We start from the raw sequence: 26656 nt of genomic DNA, 5'->3' as shown, positions 1-26656 counted from the left end.
ATTTTTTTACAGTTTGTTTAATGCCCCTGCTTTTATACTTTAGTTGCATGAAGAAGATTCTTTACCTGCCTTTTATCGCATTTATTTTAAGCAGTTGCAGTTATACCGTTTATAACATGAACCGTGGGTTGTTGCAAAAACCCAAAAAAGATAGTTACCAGGTTGAATATGTAACCGAGGTGCCTGTGGGTACTACTGCAAAAATAACGTATATGGGCCCCAACAATAAGTTTATAGAGGAAAAATATACCGGCACGCTTAATAAACTATATACCATGCCAGGCGACAAGGAGCTAACTTTTACTGTAGATGTGAAGCTGCCGCAAACTACGCCACAAAGTAAATTGCATACTTATGTCAAGGTAGATGGCGAGACGATTACCGATCAAACGCAAACCGGTAAAAAGGTGCATTTCAGTTTTAAATTTAAACTGCCCTGATGTATAATCAGCTTATTGACCATATACAGCGCCATGTGCAGCTAACGCCCGATGAGCAAACAGTTGTTTGCGACGCGATGGAGTTTAAAAGATTCAAAAAGAAGGAAATCATACTGGAGCCGGGTAAACACTGCAAAGGGGAATACTTTGTTTTAACAGGGCTTTTACGGCAGTATTATGTTAACGCCAAACTGAACGAGCAAATTGTGCAGTTTGCCCTTGAAAGCTGGTGGATTGCCGATCAGGACAGTTTGGCCAATCAGGTGCCGGCAACTACTTATATTCAAACCATCGAAGCCTCTGAAGTACTGTTGCTGCATGCAAAATACAAGGATGCTTTGTTAAAGCAGGTTCCCAAACTGGAAACTTACTTCAGGATAATGATGCAACGTGCCTACGTAGCGGCCCAGCGGCGCATTGGCTTTATCTTCAATCAAACAGATGAAGAGCGCTATCGCTATTTTACCGCCATGTTTCCTGATTTTGTACAGCGTGTGCCCCAATACATGCTGGCCTCTTACCTGGGCTTTACCCCGCAGTTTTTAAGCAGGATAAGAGGAAAGAAGGTGTAAGTAGCAAGTTCCAGGTCTTAAGTCAAAATCTGGAGTTTAATTGTCAGTCTTTGACTTCGGACTTCCGACTAAGAACTTCCGGACTTTTCTTAAACTCAGTTCATTTTTTGAGGGGATGTTTGTATGCAATTTTGTGATATCAAATAAACAAACAACATCATGAAAAGAGTTAATTTATTACAGACCCAACCTGAAGCATACAAAGCAATGGCCGCGCTTGAAGCTTATGTTAACAGCACCGAACTTGCGCCCGTACATAAAGAATTGATCAAGATCCGTACATCACAAATAAACGGCTGTGCCTATTGCCTGGATATGCATAACCGAGACGCCCGCAAATTAGGCGAAACTGAACAACGCCTATACACCATTAGCGCCTGGAGGGATACGCCTTTTTTTGATGAAAAGGAACAGGCCATTTTAGCGCTCACCGAAGAAGCTACCCTGATAAGTAAAGGCGGCGTAAGTGATGACACTTATAACAGGGCTTTAGATGTGTTGGGAGCAAACTATCTGGGGCAAGTGCTTATGGCTATCATCACCATCAACGGCTGGAACCGCATCGCCATAACTACGCACTTGCAGCCTGCATTGCAGAAGTAATATTATTCGCGATTTATCATCAGTCTCATAAATAAAACCGCCTGATATTAATTCAGGCAGTTTTTATTTATACGTGTGTTCCCGAGATTGAACATATAACAAAAGGCGGTCATTGCTGTGTTAAAGGATAGCTGCAGCCGAATACCCGAATTTTAGTTTATGGGTCCGGTTTGTATTAACTTATTATCATAATACAGATTGACACATTGGAAATTCCTTTATATTTGCTGTCTAAAGTTCCCGTAGTTCAATGGATAGAATGGCTGATTCCGGTTCAGCTGATATGAGTTCGAATCTCGTCGGGAACACTTTCAAAGGCTGTATTCGCAGCCTTTTTTGTTTTGAATCATATAAGTTTTCGCCTCACAGTCTTAACGATAGCTACCACTACGTAAGCTTTTAATGAGTGCTTGCAAACTTGGTAGAACTCTTCAACTTCAGTTTTAATACAGTTTTGAGCTTTAACTTGTCTTCGTTCTACAGGTAGGACAGTGAAAGTTAATCATATAAAGATGAAAATATTAGCATTTATCCTTTTAGCTGCATTTGCAAATATAGGCTGGCTGGGAGATTTTAATGCTGCCAAAGCGCAGGCTGCAAAAGAGCATAAGCTCATTTTGATCAATTTTTCCGGATCCGACTGGTGCGGGCCATGTATCCGTTTGCGTAAGGAGATATTGGAAACCCCGGAATTTGATCAGTACGCGACCGAGCACCTTGTATTGGTACGTGCCGATTTTCCGCGTCAAAAGAAAAACCAGTTAGATAAGGCTCAGGTAAAACGAAACGAAGCACTGGCCGATAAGTATAACGCCGATGGAAAATTCCCCTATACATTGTTGGTTGATGAGAATGGCAGGGTATTGAAAGAATGGGACGGCTTCCCTAATGTATCAACCGCAAATTTTATTGCGCAGATAGATCCATTCATCCATGCACAACATTGAAAAACCACTGGATGGGAGGCTTTATCAGTGCAGCTTAAAGTTAATGGGCAACCGTTTCGGCATCAGCGTGGTTGATAATGATGAAAATGCAGCGAACGATCATATAGATGCTGCCGTTGCCGAAATAAGCCGGATTGAAAAGCTACTGACCACTTTTAATGAATATAGCCAAACCCAGGCTATCAACCGGAATGCCGGCATTGCACCTGTTAAGATTGACCAGGAGGTGTTTGACCTGATCAGCCGTTCCTTAAAATTATCAAAACTTACCCAGGGCGCTTTTGATATCACCTATGGTTCTATTGATAAGAGCCTGTGGAACTTTGATGTAAACATGAAGGCTTTGCCGGATACGGAAACCGCCAAAAGCTCGGTTAAGCTGATCAATTATAACAACGTTTTACTGGATGCAGCCAATTGTACCGTTTACTTGAAAGAGAAGGGTATGCGTATTGGTTTCGGCGGAATTGGGAAAGGCTATGCTGCCGACAGGGCTCGTGCGGTTTTGCAGCAGCGGGGTGTAATTAGCGGCATTGTTAACGCTGCAGGTGACCTGGTTACCTGGGGCACACCGCCTAATAGCCGTCAATGGACCATCGGCATTGCAGACCCTGATCAAACCCAATCTCCATTCTCTACTTTAAATATCAGCAACATGGCGGTAGCTACCTCGGGCAATTACGAAAAGTATGCTGTAATAAACGGAAAGAAATATTCGCATACGATAGATCCTAAAACAGGATTACCTGTTACCGGTATCAAAAGCGTAACCATTATATGCCCCAGTGCCGAACTGGCCGATGCGATGGCAACACCGGTTATGGTTATGGGGGTAAAGGTGGGCCTCAACCTTATTGATCAATTGCCACATATGGGCTGCGTTATCATAAATGATAATAACCAGGCCTTCTGTTCAAAAAATATTAACATTAAATAATTACGATGAAATACCCCACTATAAGGACATTGCTCACTGCTTTAGGCCTGGCTTTGATCCTGCCCTCCTGCACGTCTGTTAAGGCTTATCAGAAGAACCGCCTAAATGATACAGAGATGGATCTTACGGCCCGTAAGTCGCAAAAGTTTGAGCAAAGTTTCCAGTTGTACCGCGAAGGCGCATCAGGTGCCAATGGTGGCAAAAGTGGCGGTGGCTGTGGTTGTAACTAATTAAGAGAGCAACATGAGGAAAATGTATTTATGCATCGCCGCTTTGTATTTAGGCATAGTGGTATCGCATGCGCAAACCCGGCCACAAGCTACTTTTAAAGATAGCAGTAATTACGAAGCCCGTAAACTAAAGTTAGACGAAATTAATGTGGTATCGGCGTATTATCATCAGGATGGGAATAACTCTGCCGTTACCGGTGGAATAGGAACCGAAAAGCTCACGGACTTTGCCAATACCTTCGACCTGCAAATGTCTAAGTACGGTGCAAGCGGTAAAAAGCATACCTTTTTATTTGAATTGGGAGTAGACCACTACACCTCAGCCTCTTCCGATAAAATTGACCCTTATACCGTATCCTCCGCTTCCATGCAGGATACCCGTATATACCCGTCGTTCAACTGGACAATGTCAAATGATAAAACCGGAAATGCTTTCGGGCTAACCGGTTCGTATTCGCGGGAATATGATTACCAGTCGTTTGGTGCTGCGATAAACTTAACACGTTTATCCAAAGATAAAAATACCCAATTTGATTTTAAGGCGCAGGCTTTTTTTGATACATGGAAAGTGATTCTGCCTGTTGAATTACGGCCGGCAGATTACGGCTCGGGCTCTGAAAGCGATGACAGGGGTAGCGGTACAATCAATCATAAGCCACGGAACTCCTTTAGTACTTTGTTTTCTTTATCACAGGTAATTAGCACACGGCTGCAGGCCGCCATTATTATTGAGCCTTCGTACCAAAAGGGTTTATTGGCTACACAATATCAGCGGGTATATTTTAACAGCAATTTTGCTACCGGTGTAGGGCCAGCCAACAACATTTTTAATGAGCGGGTAGAAATCTTGCCAGGCAGCCGTTATAAATTGCCTATAGCGGTAAGATTAAATTACTTTCTTGATGATCGGTTCATCATTCGTGCTTTTTACCGTTATTATACAGATAACTGGGGTATCAGGGCAAACACCGCCGAATTGGAAGTGCCCGTAAAACTAACCTCATTTGTATCTGTCAGCCCTTACTACAGGTTTACAGATCAGCAGGGAACACGCTATTTTGCGCCTTACGGGCAGCACAGTCCAGAAGAAAAATATTACACAAGCGATTACGACCTTTCCAGCCTTTCCAGTAATTTCTTTGGTGCTAATATTCGGCTTTCGCCGCCTAAAGGCGTTTTTGGCTGGCAGCATTTCAGTTCGCTCGAAATAAGGGCGGGGCACTATACCAGGTCTAACGGGTTAAACTCCAATATTGTTACCTTAGCTATGAAAATTAAATAATTGGAATATGCACCTTGAGCATCATGTTACCGGCTCAGAAATCATCAGAGATATCGTTATCGGTATGTCTGATGGGTTGACCGTCCCATTCGCGTTGGCAGCGGGATTGAGCGGCGCCATCAGTTCTTCAGGCCTGGTTGTAACCGCTGGTATTGCGGAGATTGTTGCCGGCTCAATAGCTATGGGTTTAGGCGGATACCTGGCCGGTAAAACCGAGGCCGACCATTACCGGTCGGAGTTAAAGCGGGAGTATGAAGAGATAGAGCGTGTGCCTGAGCAGGAGAAAATTGAAGTGAGAGAGGTATTTGCCGGTTTTGGTTTGTCTGAACATTTACAAAACCAGATAGCAGACGAACTGGCAAAGGACAAAAAGCAGTGGGTAGATTTTATGATGCGCTACGAATTAGGGCTTGAAGAGCCAAACCCCAACCGTGCTACCAGAAGTGCGTTTACAATTGGCGTTTCTTATATAATTGGTGGCATTATTCCGCTATCTCCTTACCTTTTCATCAGCAATGCGCAAACTGCATTAGGATATTCATGTATAGTTACGGTGCTTTGCCTGTTTATTTTTGGCTATTTTAAGAGCCGAATGACGGGGCAGCCTGCATTTGCGGGTGCCTTAAAAGTAGTGGTTATTGGTGCTTTGGCTGCCGGGGCGGCATTTACAATGGCTAAACTTATTAACGGTAAATAACTGTTCAGGCTTTACCGCCGTTGATCATGTCTGATACAATGCCAGCGCTGCCTCTTCGTTCTGCCAGGTAAACACCTATGAGGTGTATCACAATAAAGGCGATGATGAAGTACATGCAAAAACCATGTATTTCTTTTACAGTATGGCGGATAGCCTTATACGGTGCCAGTAAGTCCTCAAAAGCCAGAAACAAGCCGGTAATTGCCATTATGATAAGCAGCAAGTAAAATACTGCATAGATTGTTTTAACCGTTAGCTCGTGTTGGTAAAGTTTACGGTTTGCTTTTGTTGCTTTATAATGGTAATAAGCTGCTTTTATTTTGCGTATCAACTTTTGATCTGCCTGCTGGAAAAATTCCATTACCAACCTTAATAATAACAAGCCGGCAAGTGCATAGCCAAAATAAGCGTGTATTTTCCAAACCTGGCCGCTCAGCGTATGGCTAATTGAACCGGCCTGTTTGGCCGAAACAGTAATTCCGCCATGGTTCAACTCATTTTGTACTACTTTCGTAATGTTAATGCGATCAGATAACGTAGAATTAATCAACACCGTGATCAGCGATCCGCAAATAACCAGGGCATTGCCCCAATGCCATAAACGCAACGGCGAAGAGTATTTTTTGGTATGCTGCGGGTTTTGGCGTATAGGCTCGATCAGGGTCATAATCAGAATGCTATTTGAAACCTAAGTTATACAGTAATATTGAAGAAAAACTGAAGCACCTATTTTACTACAGACTATCTTCAAATTTGATGGTTATATTTGATAAAAAGCACCGTTGAAAATCCTGGTAATTGAAGATGAAAAAGGACTGCGTGAAAATATCACGGGTTATTTAAATGTGGACGGTAATATTTGTGAGAGCAGTAACAACCTTTCTGCCGCTACAGATAAACTGGCTAATTACGAGTACGACTGCATCCTGCTGGATATCGGCCTGCCAGATGGGGAAGGTTTTGAAATTTTAGATTATCTGAAGAAACACAATAAAAAAGAATCGGTAATTATCATTTCCGCGCGTAATTCTCTGGATGATAAGATCAATGGGCTGAACTTTGGAGCAGACGATTACCTTACTAAACCCTTTCATCTGGCGGAGATGAAAGCGCGTTTAATGGCAGTTTTCAGAAGAAAGTTAATGAGTACCCATAACCAGTTGACATTTAATGAAATAAGTATAGACCTGATGGCACGCACTGTAGCCGTTAATGAAAATGTGGTTATACTAACCAAAAAGGAATTTGACATGCTTTTATACTTTATAGCCAACAAAGACAGGGTGATTTCTAAGGGCGCAATAGCTGAACACTTGTGGGGTGATGAAATGGATATGCATGATAATTATGAGTTTATTTATACCCATATCAAAAATCTGCGTAAAAAACTTTTAGATGCGAGTTGCCACGATTATCTGCGGTCTGTTTACGGTATAGGCTACAAATTCACCGCTAAATGAAACTGTCTGCACATTATAATAAAGCTGGTATACTAACCAGTTTGATGGTGCTTTTTATAGGGGGAGTGATCTATTACTTTGCAATTCAATATATAGCTGTTAGACAACTGGATAAAAGTCTTACTCAAGCCCTTTATGAAGCCGAAGAGTATGCACGATCAGGCGTATCTCCACAGCAATATGATGAGGATAAAGACCACGTTATTTTCGAAAGTACCGGCCAGGCTGTGTTTGCCAGGCGATACTATGATACGGTCTATTTTAATCTGTATGAAAAAAGGCCAGAGCCGGCAAGGTCTGTACAGGATATCATTAAAGTTAACGGGCAAAATTACCTGGTTACTATTACAAATTCACGTGAAGGCACGCACGAATTGATTGGTGTCATCGGCATTATTACGTTGATATTGATTACCTGCCTTGTGATAAGCCTTTTTGTGATCAACAAATATGTGCTTACCGGTTTATGGCGTCCATTCTTTCAAACGTTGCAACAAGTAAAGATGTTCAATGTATCTGAAGTGCCCCGTTTCGAGATTATTGATAGTAAAGTAGATGAGTTTGCCGAACTTAACCGGGCTATTTATGAAATGGCCGCACGGGTAAAAGAAGATTACCAAAGCCTAAAACAATTTACCGAGAACGCCTCACATGAATTAATGACCCCGCTTGCCGTAGCGACCACCAAATTGGATATCCTGATACAGGACGAATCGTTAAACGCGGTGCAACTGGAACAGATAAATGATATTTATACCTCCATCAGCCGGTCGGCAAGGCTTAACCAATCTCTTTTATTATTGATCAAGTTAGAAAACCAGCTTATCAATGAGCAGGAGTCAATTGATCTTGAAGCCCTGATTTTTCAGAAAATCAGCCAGTTTCAGGAGCTTATGCAGAGTAAGCAACTCAGTTTGCAACATGAACTGGTTTACTGCGAGATCATTGCCAGTAAATATCTTATCGATATCATGCTGAACAACCTTTTAAGCAACGCTATTCGCCATAACCATGCTCATGGTCATATAGTTATTAAGCTTACAAAGGATTATCTGATTATTAAGAACAGCGGCCCACGCGGAAACCTTAATGAACGACAGTTATTTGAGCGGTTCAAAAAAGGGAGCGGATCACAGGGTACCGGCCTGGGTTTGGCCATGGTACGTAAAATTTGTAGCTACTACGGTTATTCAGTCAATTATGAATATGAAATTGACACGCATGTTTTTTCAGTAATGTTCAATTGAAATTTTCAAAATCGTAAACTGTTTTTTGCCTTTAAATTAATGCCACCTTTAATATGCGGTGCCGGTTTGTATTACCGTAAGTACAGCGCGTGGGTCCAGACGTAAGCCAGGTACCTGCTTTATGGTGGCGGGTAAAATTTGTTGTTCCCTTGTTTAAAGTAGGCGCATTACTTTGCAGGTGTAATCTCAGGCGGTATTAATAATCAGCACGTCTAAGGGATTATTAAGCCGATAATTTGAATTTAGGTTTAAGGCATCAAAAACTCTGAGTAACCTGTTTTGCAGGGGCGTCAAGCCGGGTGCTTTTACGGGTGCCGTTAACCGTCATGTGTACAATGTTCAATTGATCGGCATAAAGGCTCTGTAGTAAGGTAACCTGCGCATCAATGCTCTTGGGTGTATTTATTTTTGCCGATTCCAGATAAATATTAACCGCCTCCCTGTTGATCTCGAAACCCAGGTAATTCAAGGGCAGCGCGGCAGTATTAGCTTTTAATTGTAAGTGGCTGTTAATATAGTTTTTTACAAGTACATCCATTGCTTTGTGCATATCCTCTCGGCTTAGATCAACTTTGGTATGAAATTGTTTTTCAAGCGCATCTTCAAAATCATCAGTAAAAATTGTGCATATTACTTCCATTTGTTTGTCGCTGCTGTTAAAGCTTACATCGGTAGTACTGACATGCAAAGGATGGAATACAGGCTTTACAGTAAAAAGGCCGGTAATAATGTAACAATATAATAGAGATTTACTTAAAAAAGCAGTCATAGCGGCTGTACAATTTATTTATAGCTAAAAGCTGTTAAATTTACGCTTTCATTAAATAAATATTATGTCTGATATTGGTTTTTATTTCGGACTGGGATGGAAACACATTATCAGTACCGATGCTTTAGACCATCAATTGTTCATACTCGCGCTTGCATCGGTTTATACACTTAAAAATGTTAAACAGGTGTTGATATTGATAACAGCCTTTACCATTGGCCACTCGCTTACCCTGGCTTTAAGCGTGTTGGATGTGATCAGGTTTCCAGGCAAATGGGTAGAATTTTTAATACCATGCACCATATTTATAACGGCAATAAATAACCTTTGGCGGGTAAATGAAAAAAACGGCGGCGTAAATGTAAATTACTGGCTGGCCCTGTTTTTTGGGTTGATACACGGAATGGGGTTTGCCAACAGTATACGTATCATGTTAGCGCAAGACCAAACCATAGGCTGGGGGCTTTTTGGCTTTAACCTGGGGCTCGAAGCAGGGCAGATTGTAGTAGTTGCCATTGTATTATTACTGGCCTCGCTGTTTAATAATATGCTGCGTGTAACCCGTCGCGATTGGGTGTTTTTTATTTCGGCAGGTGTTTTTGCGTTATCTGTACAAATGGCGCTTGAAAGGTTGCCAAATTAATTTAAATTTGATTTTTAAACCACATATAAATGAAGCGAATTTTTACCAGCTTTCTTCTTTCAGCAAGTATATGTAGTGCGGCCCTGGCACAAAATATACAAAACAATCCGGGCAGTAACCACGGTAACAAGTTTGAGCAGTTAGGCACAATTTTAAGTACGCCCAATGAACAGCGGACTGCGAGCGGCGCCCCAGGTGCTAAATACTGGCAGCAACGTGCCGATTATAACATCAAGTGCGAACTTGATGAAAAAAACCTGAAGCTTACCGGCTCTGAAACAATTACTTACTATAATAACTCGCCAGACCCGTTAACCTATATCTGGCTGCAGTTGGATGAGAACGAGCATAGCAGCATTAATAACTCCGGTTACCAAAGCAGCTCTGGTATGCCTCGGGCCACAACCACCCAAAATGTAGACAGAAATGCTGCCCGTAACGGAGATGCAGATAATGGCCTTGGTGATGTGATAACCCGTCTTACCGATGCAACTGGTAAAAAACTGAGCTATACCATCAACAAAACCATGATGCGTATAGATTTGCCTGCGCCATTAAAACCAGGTGCCCAGTTTGTATTTAATGTTGACTGGAACTATAAAATAACCGACCGTATGACCGTTGGCGGTCGCGGAGGGTATGAGTTTTTCCCGGAGGATGGTAACTACCTGTTCACCATGACACAATGGTACCCTCGTCTTTGCGTTTACAGCGATTTTCAGGGGTGGCAAAACCATCAGTTTACAGGCCGTGGAGAGTTTGCCTTAACCTTTGGTAACTTCCATGTACAAATGACCGTTCCTGCAGACCACGTTGTTGGCGCTACCGGCGAATGTATCAATTACAGCGCTGTGCTGAGCCCTGCAAAGCTGGCCCGCTATACTAAAGCAAAAACATCTGCAACGCCGGTTGAGATTGTTACCCTTGCAGAAGCCAAAGCGGCAGAAAAAGCACCGGCTACCGCTAAAAAAACCTGGGTTTTTCAGGCTAACAATGTTCGCGATTTTGCATGGGGATCATCCCGTAAATTTGTTTGGGATGCGATGGGCGTAAAGGTAGGCGGCCACAATACTATGTGTATGAGTTACTATGGTAAAGAGGCTTATAACCTGTATAGCAAATACTCAACCCGCCTGGTAGCGCATACCATCAAAACTTATTCAGATTTTTCTATCCCTTATCCATACCCTGTTGCACAGTCTGTAGAGGCATCAAACGGTATGGAGTATCCTATGATATGCTTTAACTACGGCCGTACCGAAAAGGACGGGACTTACAGTGAAAGCACTAAAAATGGTATGATCGGCGTAATCATTCATGAAGTTGGCCACAACTTCTTCCCGATGATTGTTAACAGCGACGAACGCCAGTGGACATGGATGGACGAAGGCCTTAACTCGTTTGTTGAATACCTAACCGAAGAGCGTTGGGATAACAAATTCCCAAGCAAAAAAGGAGCGGCCTATACCATTGTTGACTATATGAAATTGCCAAAAAACGAATTGGAGCCAACCATGACCAATTCTGAGAATATAGTTCGCTTTGGCCCTAACGCATACTCTAAACCTGCTACAGCTTTAAACATCCTGCGCGAGACCATTATGGGCCGCAAACTGTTTGATTATGCCTTTAAAGAGTATGCACGCCGCTGGGCATTTAAACATCCCACACCTGCCGACCTTTTCCGTACTATGGAAGATGCCAGTGGTGAGGACCTGGATTGGTTCTGGAGAGGATGGTTCTACGGTACCGACCCTGTTGATATTTCTCTGGACTCTGTTAAATATGCCAAAGCTGACGTTGACGCTAAACTACCTGCAATGAGGCAACGTGGCGCTGCTAAGGTTGCACCACCTGCGGTTAACGATTTTGAGGATATATCTAAAGTACGTAACCGTACTGATAAAAATATCAGGTTTGAAACAGATCTTGATACCGCAACTCATGATTTTTACTGGAAGTATGACAGGGGCATGGTTAAGGTAGATACAGCTAAATTCGAAGCTATGGTTAAAGCTCAGCCGGCACCTGATGCTTATGTAGAGCCATTGAACGATGCCGATAAAGCTAAATATAACAGTAAATATTTTTACGAGTTGAACTTTACCAACAAAGGTGGTTTGGTGATGCCTATTATAGTTGAGTTTACTTTTAAAGACGGAACCAAGTGGGTAGACCGTATACCTGTACAGATATGGAGATTGAATGAGAAGACAGCTTCAAAATTCTATATCCACGATAAGGAAGTAGCTTCTATCAAACTCGACCCAATGCGCGAGACCGCCGATATTGATGAGAGTAACAATTACTGGGGTAAAATGCCCGAACCATCAAAATTCCAACTGTTTAAACAAAAAACAGGCGGGCCGGTGCGTGGCCAGTCAAGTGGTATTAACCCAATGCAGGTTTCAGCCTCTAAATAATTTAAATATAACCCAAATAAAAACGGCCGCAATTGCGGCCGTTTTTATTTGGTACCAGTGAAAAGCTAAAAAATATTTTAAATGCTATCGCAACTGGCATTTATAATGATTTAATTTATATAACTTCAATCTCAACTTACAACAATATTAAATATGAAAAAGGTAACCGGCCTTGGTGGCATTTTTTTTAAATGCGATAACCCGAAAGCAATGAACGAATGGTACGCTAAAAACCTTGGGCTGCCAACCAGCGATTATGGGACAACGTTTGAGTGGAGGGAAGCCGATAATCCGTCGCGAAAAGGATCAACAACCTGGAGCACATTCCCGCAGGATACCAAATACTTTAATCCTTCAACCAAGCCTTTTATGATCAATTACCGTGTGGAAAATCTTTCTGCACTGGTTGATGAGCTTAAAAAAGAAAACGTGACCATTGTTGATGAGATAGCGGATTATGATTATGGCAAATTCATACACGTGCTTGATCCGGAAGGCAACATGATAGAGCTTTGGGAGCCAAAAGAAGAAACGGATACAGAAATGTAGTTTACTGACTCACCCGGTCTTCCCTCCACTAAACCACCCTCTTACCGCACACGCAAAGAGGGTGGAGAGGGGTTATTAAAAAATCCTTCCTTTCAGTACTGGTTATTTCCCAAAGCCATCCGGCTGAAAATCCAGCGAAACGGAATTCATGCAATATCTTTTACCTGTAGGCGGCGGGCCATCGTCAAAAATATGTCCCAGGTGCGAGTCGCAACGGGCGCAAATCACTTCAATACGATCCATCCCTACAGAATGGTCTTGCTTGTACAACACAGCATTTTTGCGTGATGGTTCAAAAAAGCTTGGCCAGCCACAATCACTTGCAAATTTAGCGTCAGAGCGAAATAGCTTGTTACCGCAAACAGCACAGTAATAAGTACCCTTTGCATTGGCATTCCAAAATTTCCCTGTAAAAGGGCGCTCGGTAGCCTGCTCGCGTGCGGTGGCATATAAAGCCGGTGGTAAAATCTTTTTCCACTCTGCATTAGATACATTCAAATGCCGGGTATCTGTATTGGAGTAATATGGATTATTAGCATGGCCTTTATTTGTCTTCAATTGCTGCGAAAATGCCGTAGTAACCGCAAAAATTAAAGAAACAACCAGTGTTATCTTTTTCATTTAGTTTTTATTTTGTTCTTGAATACTTTTTTAAATTTTTCCAGCTCGGGTTGTATTACATATTTACAATAGGGTTGGCTGCCGTTTTGGTTAAAGTAGTTTTGGTGGTAATCTTCGGCCTTATAAAATACCTTGAAGGGTGCCACCTGAGTAACTATTTTGTTTTTGTAGACCTTTTCGGCGTTTAACTTACTGATATAGTAGTCGGCTTTCTGCTTTTGTGTAGCGTTATGATAAAATATGGCCGAGCGGTACTGTGTGCCAACATCATTGCCCTGGCGGTTAAGCTGAGTAGGATCATGGGCCACAAAAAAGGCTTCCAATAGTTCGTCATAGCTAATCACTGCTGGATCGTAGACAATGTTACATGCCTCGGCATGGCCGGTAGTACCTGTGCAAACCAACCTGTAAGACGGGTTGGCGACATTACCGCCCGTAAAGCCGGAAGTAACACTTTTAACACCTTTTAATTGCTGAAATTTGGCTTCGGTACACCAAAAGCAACCGGTAGCAAATGTTGCCGTATCGAGCTTGGCAGGCTTGGTTGATGCTTTTATCCCGGTACCGGCAAATGCCGAAAAAGAAAGAATTACACCTAATATAAACGTTACTGATTTTCTTATCATGATTATTAATATCCTTGATTTATATATAACTAACGAGATTTAGGCCATAAAGAATTTACAAGTTATAACATAATAGGGTTTATGATACTTGGTTGACAAAACATACCAGATAAAAGCAAACTCTATATTGCAAAACTGGTTTTATGATAACACTAAGTTAATACAAATGGAAAATACAAATACACCAGTTTGGTTTATAACCGGATGTTCTACCGGGTTTGGGCGCGAACTGGTTAAACTGCTGTTAGATAAAAATTATAATGTAGTTATCACGGCCCGCGATACAGAAAAGATCAAAGACCTTGCAAAGGGAAATGAAGACAACTCCCTGGTATTGCAACTTGACGTTACAGATAAAGCGCAAGTAGCTGATGCTGTTAAACGGACAGAGGAAAAGTTTGGTAAAATAGATGTACTGGTAAACAACGCAGGCTACGGCTATTTTACCAGTATAGAGGAGGGAGAGGAAGAGAAAATTCGTGCACAGTTTGAAACCAACTTTTTTGGTTTGGTGGCTATGACACAGGCTGTGCTGCCAGGTATGCGCAAAAACCGCAAGGGGCACATTGTTAATTTCTCATCCATTGGCGGGCTGCGCGCTTTTATGGCTACCGGTTTTTATCATGCTACAAAATTTGCTGTTGAGGGACTATCCGAGTCGCTATCGCAGGAAGTGGCGTCTTTAGGTATTAAGGTGCTGATAGTAGAGCCCGGGCCTTTCCGTACCGACTGGGCGGGCCGTTCAACCGCGCGGACAGAGACTCAGTTAGATGATTATAAAGAAACTATTGGCAAACGCATGGCAGCCAGTTTAGAAAGCAGCGGTAAACAGGTTGGCGACCCTGTACGCGGCTCACAGGCTATAATTGATGCCGTAGAATCTGGTGATACAAAACTCAGGTTGCTACTTGGCGAGATGGCTTACAATATGGCCAACGAGAAGCTGGATATGCTTAAGCAAAATTTTGAAGAATATAAGGATTTGACCTTCGGGGCAGACTTCCCGGAAAATGAACGATAAAAGAAAAGCCCCAATCGGGGCTTTTCTTATGTAATATTGAATGATGAATCCCGAATGTAAAATTTTGAAGGGTTTTCTGTTCAATATTTGTAATTAGACGTTCATAATTCGATTTTTAATTATAAAGTTATTAAACATTAAACCTAAAGTGCATAATGTCCCCATCTTCTACCACATAGGTTTTACCTTCTACCCCCATTTTACCGGCTTCTTTAATAGCAGCTTCAGAGCCGTTATACTTAACAAAATCTTCGTATTTAATTACTTCAGCGCGGATAAACCCTTTCTCAAAATCGGTATGGATAACGCCGGCTGCCTGCGGTGCGGTAAAGCCCTGTGTAATGGTCCACGCGCGTACTTCCTGTACACCTGCTGTGAAGTAAGTAGCCAGGTTTAACAATTTGTAAGCGGCTTTAATCAGCTTGTTAACGCCCGATTCGGTCAGGCCTAAATCATCCAGGAACATCTGGCGCTCCTCGTAAGTTTCCAGCTGTGATATTTCCGACTCTATCTGTGCGGAGATGATCAAAACCTCTGCGTTTTCTTCCTTAACCGCCTCACGCACCTTTTCTACATAAGCATTGCCTGTGTTAACAGATGCTTCGTCTACGTTACATACGTACAATACCGGTTTAGCGGTAAGCAGGTACAGGTCGGCTATATATTCTTTATCCTCTTCGGCAACAGGTGCAGTACGTGCCGATTTGCCCGCTAACAGATGGTTTTTATACACGAGTGCAATTTCATAAGCTTTTTTAGCTTCTTTATCACCGCCGGTTTTAGCCATCTTTTCAACCTTCTGTATCTTTTTATCTATCGATTCAAGATCTTTCAGTTGTAATTCGGTGTCGATGATCTCTTTGTCGCGTATCGGGTCTACAGAACCATCAACGTGTATCACGTTATCGTTATCAAAGCAGCGCAGTACGTGGATAATAGCATTTGTAGCACGGATGTTTCCCAGAAACTGGTTACCCAGGCCTTCGCCTTTGCTGGCACCTTTTACCAAACCGGCAATGTCAACAATCTCAATAGTGTTCGGTACAACGTTTTTAGGATTTACTATCTCGGTAAGTTTGGTCAGGCGCTCATCCGGAACGGTAATTACACCTACATTTGGCTCTATAGTACAAAACGGGAAGTTAGCCGCCTGTGCCTTAGCATTTGATAAACAGTTAAAAAGTGTAGACTTGCCTACGTTTGGCAAACCCACTATACCACATTGTAAACCCATGTTTTGCTATTAGTTGATTAAGCTGACTGGAGGGCGGTTGTTATGTTGATATATGAATTTAACCATTCACTCAATCAACTACGCACTCAATCAACCTGTCTTTTTCAAGCCGCAAAGATAACACAAAAAAATCCTTGTAATTTGAAAAAATAAACGACTTTTGCCAGCGGAAAATCCGCACATAAAACAAGTATTAACATGTAAACATTTAGGCTTATGGAAGAGATGGTTGAGCAGATAGAACTATTACTGGAACAGAATGACCCCAAACAGTTGCAGGAATATTTGAACAACCTGAATATATCGGACGTTGAAGAACTGATAGACGAACTTCCGGAACATGGCCCTTTGTTTTTAGAAACCCTTTCTGTTAACCGTGCCGTAAACGTTTTCAGGATACTTGATTTCCCTACGCAGGAGCGTATTATCAAAAAGCTTTCAGGCCAGCGGGTACGCGAGATAGTAATTGGTTTACCACCCGACGACCGCACATCTTTTTTTAGCGAACTGCATGGCGATGCTGTTAAAACGCTGATACTTCACTTATCACCTGCCGACCGTAAAGAGGCATTGGTGTTATTAGGTTATGAGGAAGACAGCGTAGGCCGTTTGATGACGCCCGATTACGTAACCGTTCGTAAAAGCTGGGATGTGAGCCGGGTACTGTCTCATATTCGCAGGTATGGCAAAAACTCTGAAACCATTGATGTTATTTACGTAATTGGCGACAATGGTGTGTTGCTGGATGATATTCGTATACGAGATATATTACTGGTAGACCCTGATACTAAAGTTAGCCAATTGATGGATGGCCGCCTGATAGCGCTGGATGTTAATGACCCTCAGGAGGAAGCGATAAACGTTTTCAGGATGAATAACCGTACCGCTTTGCCGGTAGTTGATGGCGAAAATATACTACTGGGCATTGTAACAGTAGATGATATACTTTGGTTGGCAAATGAAGAATATACCGAGGACATCCAGAAGATAGGGGGTACCGAGGCTTTAGACGAGCCTTATCTGGATATCAACCTTTTCAGGCTGGTAAAAAAACGTGTAGGCTGGCTGATCATATTATTTTTAGGGGAAATGCTTACTGCAACAGCCATGGGCTTTTTTGAGCATGCTATAGAGAAAGCGGTTGTACTGGCCTTGTTTATACCACTAATTATTTCAAGCGGTGGTAACAGCGGCTCACAGGCGTCAACCCTGATCATACAGGCGATGGCAATGGGAGAAGTAACTATTGCCGATTGGTGGCGGGTAATGCGGCGGGAAATCATATCGGGCCTTATGCTTGGGGTTACACTTGGCATAATCGGTTTTTTGCGGATAGCTGTGTTCAGCATGTTTACTACTATTTATGGTATACACTGGCTGATGGTAGGGATAACCATAGGCATATCATTGGTAGGGGTGGTGCTTTGGGGGTCGCTGGCAGGTTCTATGTTGCCATTAGTGTTAAAAAAGCTGGGGGCCGACCCTGCGGCTTCTTCAGCGCCGTTTGTGGCAACGCTTGTAGATGTTACCGGCCTTATCATTTATTTCAGCGTAGCTATGGTGCTGCTGAAAGATATAATGATTTAAAAAAAATACCCGGCTGATAGGCCGGGTATAAGGTATAATTTAGGTTGTGTATCTGTTTATTAAAAAGAGAAATCTTCATCGGCCTTGGTAGAAATATCAGCGCTTTCTGTTAACTCGTAACGCTTTTCAACCACATCCTGATGCTCTTTTATATAATCCACCGTGTCTTTCAGTCCTTCGGCAAATTTTTCAAAATCCTCTTTGTATAAAAATATTTTGTGTTTAATGAAAACGCCATCCTCCAAACGCTTTTTACTCTCTGTGATAGTCACATAGTAGTCGTTAGATCTGGTAGCCTTAACATCAAAAAAATAAGTTCTCTTCCCGGCCCTAACCTTCTTGGAGTAAACTTCTTCGCGCTCTCTGTTATCAAAATCTCCCATAAAATTGCTGATGTAATAGTTTTGGTGGCATAAATATATATAAAAGTGTTTCAATTGCAAGCATTTATTAGCAATAATTAAACTTTTATTCAAACTTTTACGCGTAATTGTTGTATGTGGTTACATTTGTTGCTCTTCTTCAAGCAGTTGCTTTTCATACAGGTCATAATAAGCGCCCTTCAGATCCATCAGGTTATCATGGGTGCCCTGTTCAATTATTTGGCCCTCATCAAGCACTAAAATCTGATCGGCATTTTTGATAGTAGATATCCTGTGAGAAATTATGATACTGGTTTTTCCATACATAATGCGGCCAAGGTTACTTAATATTTCCTCTTCAGTACGGGTGTCTACTGCCGAAAGGCAGTCGTCAAAAATCAATACCTGTGGTTGTTTCACTATAGCCCTTGCTATGCTTACACGTTGTTTTTGCCCGCCCGATAAGGTTACTCCTCTCTCACCTATAAAGGTATCAAAGCCATTTTCCAGTTCAATGATGTTATTGTAAACCGCGGCATCTTTAGCTGCTTGTTCTACGCGCGGCATATCCAGTACATCGGCGCTGAACGCGATATTGTGTGATATTTTATCAGAAAACAGGAAAACTTCCTGGGGCACAAAACCAATTTGTGAGCGATAATTATCCAGGTTAAGAGATGGAATGGTTTTATCATCAACCAGTATTTGCCCGCCGGTTACATCATACATACGCATAATTAAATTAGCGATGGTTGATTTTCCCGAACCTGTGCGCCCTATGATGGCCAGCATTTCCCCCGGATTAACAGAAAAAGATACATTTTTTAACGCGGTGATACCGGTGTCCGGGTATTTAAAGGTTACGTTCTCAAATGCAATTTTACCATTAACTTTATGGTTTGGTGCAACGGGTGATATGATCTCAGGTTTTTGATGCAAAAACTCGTTAATGCGCTTTTGCGAAGCAGCGGCGCGCTGGATAAGAGATGTTACCCAGCCCAACGATATTACAGGGAAAGCAAGCATATTAAGGTAAACAATAAACTCGGCGATGTTACCTGGTGTAATATTGCCTTTCATAACTTCAACGCCGCCAATATAAAGCGTTATAACGTTGCTGAGCCCTATAAGTAAAAGCATCGACGGAAAAAATACAGCCTGTACCCTGGCCAATGCCATGCTCTGTGTTTTATAATCGTCGCTCTCGTTTGCAAATTTTTTGCGCACAAAGCCCTCGCGCACGTAAGACCTGATTACCCTGATGCCCGAAAAGTTTTCCTGTACAAAACTGGAAAGGCCGGATAAGCGCTGCTGGATCTTTTCGCTCCGGTGTTCAATAATGTTGTTTACATAAAATATGATAAGCGCTAATACCGGCAGTGGTAAAACAGAAAATATAGCCAGCCTTACATTAACGGTTAGCATGGCATATATCACTAAAATAAAAAGTATTACCGTGTTAATGGTATACATAATGCCCGGCCCAAGATACATGCGCACACGGCTTACATCTTCGGTTACGCGGTTCATCAGGTCGCCGGTGTTGTGGCGGCGGTAAAAGGCAAGCGAAAGAAGCTGGTAATGCGCGTAGATCTCATTCTTAAGATCAAACTCGATATGGCGAGACATCAGGATAATAGTTTGCCTCATAAAAAACAGGAACAGGCCGCGCAATAAGGCGAGTACCAAAACTAAAATCCCGAATAATAGTAAGCTTGAGCCAAAAACATCATAGATCATGCTTTGCCTGTTAAAACCTGCAAACAGTTGATAAACACCTATATTTTCGGTAACCAGGTCAAAAGCAACCCTTATAACCTGTGCTGGCAGCACCCCAAAAATGTTGGATATTATTACAAACAATATACCCGGTACTAATCGCCAGCTATATTTGTAAAAAAATTTATTGAGGTAGGCAAGTTCTTTCATGGCAATGCCCAAAAGTACGGTATGCTATATTTAAAAGCAACCATGATTACTCACCCCGGCATCGTTACCTCGGGCCGTCCCTCTTTCCATCCTGCGGAGAGAGGATGCTAATAAAAGGCCTCTCCGTTGGAAAGGATTAGGAGAGCTTTAATTTACATACTTGTCACTATAAAAAAAACACATACTTTTGCAGTGCCGAGTAATTTTACTTCTAATAAATGCCCGTACAACAAACTACCGATAGTATATTTAATCAGCTTGATGCATTTGGGCACCAAAAAGTTGTTTTTTGCGGCGACCCGGACACTGGTTTAAAGGCGATTATCGCTATACATGATACTACGCTTGGGCCGGCTTTTGGCAGTACAAGGATGTGGGCTTACCGCTCGGAGCAGGATGCACTTGAGGATGTTCTGCGGCTTTCTAAAAGCATGACCTATAAGTGTGCTATTGCAGGCCTTAACATGGGGGGCGGTTACTCTGTCATCATCGGCGATTCGCGCCGGGATAAGACGGAAGCCATGATGCGCAAGTTTGGGCGGTATGTAAAAAACCTGAACGGTGAGTTTATTACCTCTGAGGATGTAGGCACTAACCCCAGGGATATGGAGTACATCCGTATGGAAACACAGCATGTTACCGGCATACCTGAAAGCCTTGGCGGCAGCGGCGACCCATCACCCGTGGCAGCAAAGGGCGTGTTTATGGGTATAAAAGCAGCTGTAAAAGAACTTTATGGCAACGATAATATCACCGGACGGTCTGTAATTGTACAAGGGATAGGCCATGTAGGCGAAAACCTGGTGAAACTGCTGCGCGATGAAAACGCAAAGGTTTACATCAGTGATATTAATGACGAGCGCACACGCCAGGTATCAAAAAAATACGGCGCCGAAGCTGTATCCAATAACTCGATATTTGATATTGATGCTGATATTTATTCGCCATGTGCATTAGGTGCTACCATTAATACCGAAACCATTGGGAAGTTAAAATGCGGCATCATCGCCGGATCGGCCAATAACCAGTTGCGTAACGAGCAGGAGCATGGTAAAATGTTGCTGGAGAAAGGCATATTATTTGCGCCGGACTATGTAATTAATGCGGGTGGTATAATCAATTGCTATTCGGAACTGATGGGCTTTAGCAAAAAACGGACATTGCAGCTTACCGAAAATATTTATGAGGCCACACGTAATGTTTTAAAACTTTCTAAGCTCGAAAACATTTCTACTATTGAAGCGGCAAACAAAATTGCCGAAAAACGTATTGCAGATATAAAAAAAGTAAAATCAACCTATTAAAGTAAAATCAACCTATTAAAGTTATCATAACAGTACGCATAAAAAGGGTACTATAATCGTTCTTACAAAATGCTAAACAGAAGGCACCTTAGGGTAAAAGTGTTACAATCGCTTTACGCGTTTCATCAGTCAAATACAAAAGATATTAAATCGCATGAAAAAAACCTGTTAAACAGTATCGATCAGGTTTTTGAAATGTATATATGGATGCTATCGCTCATTAATGAAGTTATAGAGTATACTTCAAGGGATGCAGAAGAAAGGGCCAACAAGCACCGTCCAACGGCAGAAGATCTTAACGTAAATCAAAAAATACTTACTAACAGGTTTTATCTTTCTTTATTAGATAATAAGGATTACCTGAACGGTATAAGAAAATATAAAGTTAACTGGACCTTTGATCCTGAACTGGCCAAATCGCTTTTCAATACCCTGAAAGCTTCTCCTGAATACGCCGAATACCTGGCTAAGACAGATGATACTATCCAGACAGATAAGGATATCATTAAATTCATTTTCAAAAAAGTTATCCTGAAATCGTCATTAGCCGAGCAGGTTTTTGAAGATAAGTTTATTTACTGGCCAACTGATAAAGAGGTCTTGCAGGCGCTTATTGCCAAAACATTTAAAAACTTTTCCTCAGAAAACTTTGCAGAAAATCAACTGGCTGATATAAGTGCCAACTGGGTGGAGGACCGCGAGTTTATTATCAATCTTTTTGAGCAAACCATCAGGTTTGACTCGCAATATCAGGAACTTATTGCCGAAAAGACCCAAAACTGGGAGCCGGACCGTATAGCCATGATGGATACTTTATTAATGAAGATGGCTATTGTAGAATTTGTTAACTTTACATCGATACCGGTCAAAGTTACTATAAACGAATACCTGGAGATCTCGAAGGAGTTTAGTACGCCTAAAAGTAATTCGTTTATTAACGGTATCTTAGATAAGATTTTAGCTGAGCTTAAGGCACAGAATAAAGTACGTAAAACAGGCCGTGGACTAATTGAGTAATCAAATGAAAAATATTTTTTTAAGTGTAATTGCTGCGGGGTTATTATTCAGCGCATGCAACCAATCCAGCCAGGGATCGGCAAAAACAGCCGTTGCCGATACTGCCAGCGTAAGCGCTACTAACGCGCCGGTAATGAAATTTGAAAAAGATACGCATGATTTCGGGAAAATAAAGGAGGGCGAAAAGGTTACTTATGCTTTTAAGTTTACTAATACCGGTAAATCCCCGCTGATAATTAAAGATGCCGTAGCTACCTGCGGATGTACCAAACCCGAATGGCCAAATACACCTATACAGCCCGGTGCCGATGGCGAAATTAAGGTAACGTTTAACAGCGCTGCAAAAATGGGTTTACAGGATAAGCAAATAACCGTTACAGCCAATACCAACCCACCGCAAACAATGGTGCACCTTATTGGCGAAGTAACAACCAAATAATTAATTTAATATAGATGATAGCAACAGTTTTATTACAAGTTGGGGGGCAGGGCTTACAGCCATTGATCATGTTTGGCTTAATTGCCGTAGTGTTTTATTTCTTTATGATTCGTCCGCAGGTTAAAAAGCAAAAGGATCAAAAAAAGTACGTAGAGGAGCTTAAAAAAGGCGATAAAGTAGTTACAACAGCAGGCATACATGGCCGAATATATGAAGTAGCCGAAACTACCTTTTTAATTGAAGTTGAGAATGGCGCGCGTATACGTTTCGATAAATCGGCCGTATCTTTAGAAGCATCAAAAGCATTAAACACGCCTCCTGCTACTACAAAATAAGCAAAAAGCTAAAGGCACATAAGCCAAAAGCTTATGAATAATTATAACAGAGCGAAAACTTAAAGCAGCATAGCTTTATGCTTTTCGCTTTCTGCTTTAAACAAGAGTATGGCAATAATAAAACTATCTGCAATAGAGCGCCGGCGGTTATCGGTTTTTGTAACCTGCCTGATTTTTGCTGCCTTTGCATGGTTGTTTACATCATTGTCTAACACTTATAAATTTTCTGTAAAGCAGGTGGTAACTTTCCGTAACCTACCACAAAAAAGGGCTTTTTATCCGCTTCAGTCTGATACTGTTAATGCTATTGTACAAGGCACCGGCTGGCAAATGATTTTTTCTAAAATGGATTATAGTAAAAAATCAATAAGTATTGACCTCCACACCCTGGAGAGTAAAAACTATGTGGTTATAGGCAGTCAGTTAAAGCAAATAAATGCCCGTAAGGATATTGATCATGAAATAATTGCTGTAAACCCGGATACGCTATATTTTGATTTTAGTAACCGAATTATTAAGAAGGTACCAGTTGAGTTAGTTACTGATATAAAGTATCAAAAACAATTCGCGCAATCTGATGATATTTTGATAAAGCCCCGCTACGTTACGATTAGCGGCCCGGCTGAGATCCTTGCAAAAATCAAAACCTGGAAAACTGACTCAATCCGCGCAGCCGACATTAATACAGATTATAATGGCCGGATAGCTTTACGCCCACCTAAAGAGGGTAATTTAAATATTATACCCAAGGCTGTATCGGTGAATATCCCTATTGATGAATTTACAGAAAAAACGCTGGAAATACCGGTTAAGATCATCAACAACCGTAATTACGACAGGGTAAAGGTTTTTCCGCAAAAGGTAAAGGTGACATTTACTACGTCGTTAAGCAGGTACCCAGAGATAAACGAAGATGATTTTGAGGCCGTGGCAGATCTTGACCTTTGGCGGCAAAACGGTTACAATGCCTTACCCGTAAAGGTAACCCGCCTGCCTTCCTATAGTAAAGTGACTAAAATACAACCCGGTGTAATTGATTTTATTATAAAAAAATAATGTTTAAGATAGGGATAACGGGTAATATAGGTAGCGGTAAAACTACCGTGTGCAAAGTATTTGAGGTGCTTGGTATTCCTGTGTTTTATTCTGATCTGCACGCTAAGCTTGTAATGGTTGAAGATAAAGAATTGGTGGCCGGAATAAAGCAGGCGTTCGGTAACGAGGCGTATGCCGCTGACCAAAGCCTTAACCGAAAGCACATTGCAGATATTGTATTTAATAATCAGCAACAACTTGAAAAATTGAATGCCCTGGTGCATCCCGCGGTTTTCCGCGCGTTTGATAAATGGGTAATTCAACAAAAAAATACGCCTTATGTGCTAAAGGAAACTGCCATATTGTTCGAGAGTGGTTCTTACAAAATGTGCGACCGGAACATACTGGTTTCAGCGCCTTTGGAAAACCGTGTGCAGCGTGTTATGCAGCGCGACGGTGTAACGGCACAAGAGGTAATTAACCGCGATAGCCGCCAGTTGAGTGAGGAAAAAAAGCTGACAATGGCCGATGACGTAATTATAAATGACGATACACAGCTTGTTATTCCGCAGGTGCTAAGGCTGCATAAACTGTATCTTTCTATTGCCGCAGATAAATGATCTTAGACGATTTTATTGCTTTTAATGCCAATGGCCTTTATTGCCGTTATGCCGATTTTTACCTTGATCCTCAGCAACCGGTTACTAATGCCATAATATCCCACGCCCATGCAGACCACGCGGTTAGCGGCAATAAAAATGTGTATGCCACCGAAGCTACGCTTGCTTTTATGCAGCTGCGTTATGCAAAAAATTACGCGAAGATAGCTTACACCATACCCTACAACCAACCTTTCAACATAGGGGATGTACAGCTTAACTTTATACCGGCTGGCCATATGCCCGGGTCGGCACAGGTTCTAATGGAATACAAAGGCATACGTTACCTTTACACCGGTGATTATAAATTACAGCCCGACTATACCTGCGAACCAATAGAGTGGGTAAAGGCGGATGTACTGATAACAGAAAGCACTTTTGCCGACCCTGATACCCAACACCCCGACCCAGTAGAAGAAATAAAAAAGCTGAACGATATAAAGATCAATATTTTACTTGGTGCCTACAGCCTGGGTAAAAGCCAGCGTTTGATCAGTATGATCAACCGGTATGCCCCGCAAAAAACAGTATTGGTTCATCATCGTATTATGCCTGTTAACGCGGTTTATAAAAAGCTGGGATACGATTTGGGCGAGCATCAGGTATATAACCGTAAGCTAATGAAAGAACAAAAAGAGTATGTCTACATTGTTCCACCGTTTACCTTTGACAGCTATTTGCGTGCAACGGGTGTAAAAAGACTTTTTGCATCGGGCTGGGCCAATCTGCAGGCTAATGCCCAGGACACGCTTTTTATATCAGATCATGTGGATTGGAATGATATATTAGAGACCGTAGAACAGGTGCAGCCGCAGCAGATATGGACACTGCACGGTGATGGACGGCACTTGAAAGCTTACTATGATCAACGTATTTTTGTAAAAATATTGAGTTGATGCTGCAGGAAAACGTTGATTATTACATCAATAAAGATGGAAATTTTGTGTTTACAAAAGAGTACCATTTAAAGCGCGGGCATTGCTGTAAAAATAAGTGCCTCCATTGTCCGTGGCATTATGGCAGCTCTAAATCCGCAGAACAATCTGTCAATAAATAGGTTATATTTGCAGTCATTTTCTTTTAGTTATGGGAATAGAGGAAGATATTAAGAGTACCAATTTTGAGGATAATTACCATAAAGCGGTAATTAACCTTGCATATACTTCCGGGTGGATAAATAATTATCTGCGCCCCGAGTTTGAAAAACACAATCTTACTCAACAACAGTTTAACATACTTCGTATTTTACGCGGGCAATTTCCAAAACCGGCTACTGTAAACCTGCTTAAGGAGAGGATGATCGATAAAATGTCTGATGCATCGCGCATTGTTGACCGCCTGGTGCAAAAAGGACTGGTATCGCGCTGTACCAACTCCCGCGACCGGCGCGCGGTAGACATCCGCATCAGTGAGGAAGGCTTAAGCATCCTGAAAAAAATGGATGTTGATTTCAAAACCAGGGATCTGTTTAAACAAAATCTGACTGAAGAAGAAGCAGGGCAACTGAGCGACCTGCTCGACAAAATGCGTGGCCGCTGCATTTCGGATAGCTGCGGTTCAGATGGCTGCGAATAGCTGACTCACCCGGTCATCACTACCGCTCGACCACCCTCGCTTCGCAAGCGAAAAGAGGGTTATTAAAAAAGTTGTTTTTTCATACCCTCTTTGCGCAGCAGAGAGGGTCGACC

General features: G+C 42.0%; 31 protein-coding genes and 1 tRNA gene. 25 read left to right on the top strand and 7 right to left on the bottom strand.

The window, feature by feature from the left end; genetic code table 11:
- The first annotated feature begins 47 nt into the window (after positions 1–47).
- The 9 genes from ACFQZX_RS01845 (at position 48) to ACFQZX_RS01805 (ending at position 5708) form a co-directional block, all read left to right on the top strand.
- Positions 48–440, top strand: coding sequence for a hypothetical protein (locus ACFQZX_RS01845; protein WP_377111044.1), 393 nt, complete (start codon positions 48–50; stop codon positions 438–440).
- Complete coding sequence (locus tag ACFQZX_RS01840) at positions 440–1012, top strand: Crp/Fnr family transcriptional regulator (RefSeq protein ID WP_377111043.1); 573 nt, start codon at positions 440–442, stop codon at positions 1010–1012. The genes ACFQZX_RS01845 and ACFQZX_RS01840 overlap by 1 nt, the downstream gene beginning before the upstream one ends.
- Before the next feature lie 159 nt (positions 1013–1171).
- Positions 1172–1615, top strand: a complete 444-nt coding sequence (locus ACFQZX_RS01835; protein WP_377111042.1) for a carboxymuconolactone decarboxylase family protein — start codon at positions 1172–1174, stop codon at positions 1613–1615.
- A gap of 236 nt (positions 1616–1851) precedes the next feature.
- Positions 1852–1923, top strand: a tRNA-Arg gene (locus ACFQZX_RS01830).
- A 204-nt stretch (positions 1924–2127) separates the two neighbouring features.
- Positions 2128–2562, top strand: a complete 435-nt coding sequence (locus tag ACFQZX_RS01825; RefSeq protein WP_377111041.1) for a thioredoxin family protein — start codon at positions 2128–2130, stop codon at positions 2560–2562.
- Positions 2549–3499, top strand: coding sequence for an FAD:protein FMN transferase (locus ACFQZX_RS01820; RefSeq protein WP_377111040.1), 951 nt, complete (start codon positions 2549–2551; stop codon positions 3497–3499). Before ACFQZX_RS01825 ends, ACFQZX_RS01820 begins: the two co-directional genes overlap by 14 nt.
- A 5-nt stretch (positions 3500–3504) precedes the next feature.
- The gene (locus tag ACFQZX_RS01815; protein WP_377111039.1) at positions 3505–3729 is read left to right on the top strand and encodes a DUF4266 domain-containing protein; all 225 of its coding nucleotides are present in this window, start codon (positions 3505–3507) and stop codon (positions 3727–3729) included.
- 22 nt (positions 3730–3751) lie between these two features.
- Entirely contained in the window at positions 3752–5011 is a 1260-nt protein-coding gene (locus tag ACFQZX_RS01810; RefSeq protein ID WP_377111038.1) for a DUF3570 domain-containing protein, read from the top strand.
- A gap of 7 nt (positions 5012–5018) precedes the next feature.
- A complete protein-coding gene (locus tag ACFQZX_RS01805) occupies positions 5019–5708 on the top strand; it encodes a VIT1/CCC1 transporter family protein (RefSeq protein ID WP_377111037.1) in 690 nt (229 codons plus the stop codon).
- A 4-nt stretch (positions 5709–5712) separates the two neighbouring features.
- Here the strand turns inward: ACFQZX_RS01805 and ACFQZX_RS01800 are convergent, their stop codons facing one another.
- On the bottom strand, positions 5713–6375 hold the full coding sequence (locus tag ACFQZX_RS01800) for a cytochrome b/b6 domain-containing protein (protein WP_377111036.1): 663 nt from the start codon (positions 6373–6375) through the stop codon (positions 5713–5715).
- 115 nt (positions 6376–6490) lie between these two features.
- Here ACFQZX_RS01800 and ACFQZX_RS01795 point away from each other — a divergent pair, with 115 nt between their 5' ends.
- Together ACFQZX_RS01795 and ACFQZX_RS01790 are read left to right on the top strand one after the other, a co-directional pair.
- The gene (locus ACFQZX_RS01795; RefSeq protein ID WP_377111035.1) at positions 6491–7168 is read left to right on the top strand and encodes a response regulator transcription factor; all 678 of its coding nucleotides are present in this window, start codon (positions 6491–6493) and stop codon (positions 7166–7168) included.
- Positions 7165–8415 carry a sensor histidine kinase gene (locus ACFQZX_RS01790; protein WP_377111034.1) on the top strand — a complete coding sequence of 417 codons (1251 nt, stop codon included), beginning with the start codon at positions 7165–7167 and terminating at the stop codon, positions 8413–8415. Before ACFQZX_RS01795 ends, ACFQZX_RS01790 begins: the two co-directional genes overlap by 4 nt.
- 256 nt (positions 8416–8671) lie before the next feature.
- Here the strand turns inward: ACFQZX_RS01790 and ACFQZX_RS01785 are convergent, their stop codons facing one another.
- Complete coding sequence (locus ACFQZX_RS01785) at positions 8672–9184, bottom strand: DUF6702 family protein (protein ID WP_377111033.1); 513 nt, start codon at positions 9182–9184, stop codon at positions 8672–8674.
- 64 nt (positions 9185–9248) lie between these two features.
- Between ACFQZX_RS01785 and ACFQZX_RS01780 the strand changes: the two genes are divergently transcribed.
- From ACFQZX_RS01780 to ACFQZX_RS01770, 3 genes are all read left to right on the top strand, one after another.
- Positions 9249–9827 carry a HupE/UreJ family protein gene (locus tag ACFQZX_RS01780; RefSeq protein ID WP_377111032.1) on the top strand — a complete coding sequence of 193 codons (579 nt, stop codon included), beginning with the start codon at positions 9249–9251 and terminating at the stop codon, positions 9825–9827.
- A 29-nt stretch (positions 9828–9856) separates the two neighbouring features.
- Positions 9857–12250, top strand: a complete 2394-nt coding sequence (locus ACFQZX_RS01775; RefSeq protein WP_377111031.1) for a M1 family metallopeptidase — start codon at positions 9857–9859, stop codon at positions 12248–12250.
- A 153-nt stretch (positions 12251–12403) separates the two neighbouring features.
- Positions 12404–12799 (top strand): VOC family protein, encoded by a 396-nt coding sequence (locus ACFQZX_RS01770; protein WP_377111030.1) that lies wholly within the window; start codon positions 12404–12406, stop codon positions 12797–12799.
- Positions 12800–12901: 102 nt separating this feature from the next.
- Here the strand turns inward: ACFQZX_RS01770 and msrB are convergent, their stop codons facing one another.
- Both msrB and msrA read right to left on the bottom strand, forming a co-directional pair.
- Complete coding sequence (gene msrB, locus ACFQZX_RS01765) at positions 12902–13420, bottom strand: peptide-methionine (R)-S-oxide reductase MsrB (protein ID WP_377111029.1); 519 nt, start codon at positions 13418–13420, stop codon at positions 12902–12904.
- Entirely contained in the window at positions 13417–14046 is a 630-nt protein-coding gene (gene msrA, locus ACFQZX_RS01760; RefSeq protein WP_377111028.1) for a peptide-methionine (S)-S-oxide reductase MsrA, read from the bottom strand. The genes msrB and msrA overlap by 4 nt, the downstream gene beginning before the upstream one ends.
- A gap of 166 nt (positions 14047–14212) precedes the next feature.
- Between msrA and ACFQZX_RS01755 the strand changes: the two genes are divergently transcribed.
- A complete protein-coding gene (locus ACFQZX_RS01755; protein ID WP_377111027.1) occupies positions 14213–15067 on the top strand; it encodes an oxidoreductase in 855 nt (284 codons plus the stop codon).
- Positions 15068–15197: 130 nt separating this feature from the next.
- Here the strand turns inward: ACFQZX_RS01755 and ychF are convergent, their stop codons facing one another.
- Positions 15198–16301, bottom strand: coding sequence for a redox-regulated ATPase YchF (ychF, locus tag ACFQZX_RS01750; RefSeq protein ID WP_377111026.1), 1104 nt, complete (start codon positions 16299–16301; stop codon positions 15198–15200).
- A 216-nt stretch (positions 16302–16517) separates the two neighbouring features.
- On the opposite strand from ychF, the gene mgtE reads away from it, so the two are divergent.
- On the top strand, positions 16518–17888 hold the full coding sequence (gene mgtE / locus ACFQZX_RS01745) for a magnesium transporter (protein WP_377111025.1): 1371 nt from the start codon (positions 16518–16520) through the stop codon (positions 17886–17888).
- Positions 17889–17947: 59 nt separating this feature from the next.
- Here mgtE and ACFQZX_RS01740 read toward each other — a convergent pair whose 3' ends face one another.
- Positions 17948–18271 carry a DUF3276 family protein gene (locus tag ACFQZX_RS01740; RefSeq protein WP_377111024.1) on the bottom strand — a complete coding sequence of 108 codons (324 nt, stop codon included), beginning with the start codon at positions 18269–18271 and terminating at the stop codon, positions 17948–17950.
- A gap of 120 nt (positions 18272–18391) precedes the next feature.
- Positions 18392–20179, bottom strand: coding sequence for an ABC transporter ATP-binding protein (locus ACFQZX_RS01735; RefSeq protein WP_377111023.1), 1788 nt, complete (start codon positions 20177–20179; stop codon positions 18392–18394).
- A gap of 218 nt (positions 20180–20397) precedes the next feature.
- On the opposite strand from ACFQZX_RS01735, the gene ACFQZX_RS01730 reads away from it, so the two are divergent.
- The 9 genes from ACFQZX_RS01730 (at position 20398) to ACFQZX_RS01690 (ending at position 26543) form a co-directional block, all read left to right on the top strand.
- Positions 20398–21483: a Glu/Leu/Phe/Val family dehydrogenase gene (locus ACFQZX_RS01730; protein WP_377111022.1), complete on the top strand. Its 1086-nt coding sequence runs from the start codon at positions 20398–20400 to the stop codon at positions 21481–21483.
- 69 nt (positions 21484–21552) lie between these two features.
- On the top strand, positions 21553–22500 hold the full coding sequence (gene nusB, locus ACFQZX_RS01725; protein ID WP_377111021.1) for a transcription antitermination factor NusB: 948 nt from the start codon (positions 21553–21555) through the stop codon (positions 22498–22500).
- Between the two features lie 4 nt (positions 22501–22504).
- A complete protein-coding gene (locus tag ACFQZX_RS01720; RefSeq protein ID WP_377111020.1) occupies positions 22505–22939 on the top strand; it encodes a DUF1573 domain-containing protein in 435 nt (144 codons plus the stop codon).
- A gap of 14 nt (positions 22940–22953) precedes the next feature.
- A complete protein-coding gene (gene yajC / locus ACFQZX_RS01715; protein WP_377111019.1) occupies positions 22954–23274 on the top strand; it encodes a preprotein translocase subunit YajC in 321 nt (106 codons plus the stop codon).
- A gap of 108 nt (positions 23275–23382) precedes the next feature.
- Complete coding sequence (locus ACFQZX_RS01710) at positions 23383–24330, top strand: CdaR family protein (RefSeq protein ID WP_377111018.1); 948 nt, start codon at positions 23383–23385, stop codon at positions 24328–24330.
- A complete protein-coding gene (gene coaE / locus ACFQZX_RS01705) occupies positions 24330–24929 on the top strand; it encodes a dephospho-CoA kinase (protein ID WP_377111017.1) in 600 nt (199 codons plus the stop codon). Before ACFQZX_RS01710 ends, coaE begins: the two co-directional genes overlap by 1 nt.
- The gene (locus ACFQZX_RS01700) at positions 24926–25864 is read left to right on the top strand and encodes an MBL fold metallo-hydrolase (protein WP_377111016.1); all 939 of its coding nucleotides are present in this window, start codon (positions 24926–24928) and stop codon (positions 25862–25864) included. Before coaE ends, ACFQZX_RS01700 begins: the two co-directional genes overlap by 4 nt.
- Positions 25864–26025, top strand: coding sequence for a DUF5522 domain-containing protein (locus ACFQZX_RS01695; protein WP_377111015.1), 162 nt, complete (start codon positions 25864–25866; stop codon positions 26023–26025). Before ACFQZX_RS01700 ends, ACFQZX_RS01695 begins: the two co-directional genes overlap by 1 nt.
- A gap of 29 nt (positions 26026–26054) precedes the next feature.
- Positions 26055–26543 (top strand): MarR family winged helix-turn-helix transcriptional regulator, encoded by a 489-nt coding sequence (locus ACFQZX_RS01690; protein ID WP_377111014.1) that lies wholly within the window; start codon positions 26055–26057, stop codon positions 26541–26543.
- Positions 26544–26656 lie beyond the last annotated feature (113 nt).

This window comes from Mucilaginibacter litoreus, from assembly GCF_042676805.1.
GTDB classification, from domain to species: domain Bacteria; phylum Bacteroidota; class Bacteroidia; order Sphingobacteriales; family Sphingobacteriaceae; genus Mucilaginibacter; species Mucilaginibacter litoreus.
This window is presented reverse-complemented; position numbering and strand designations above follow the sequence as displayed.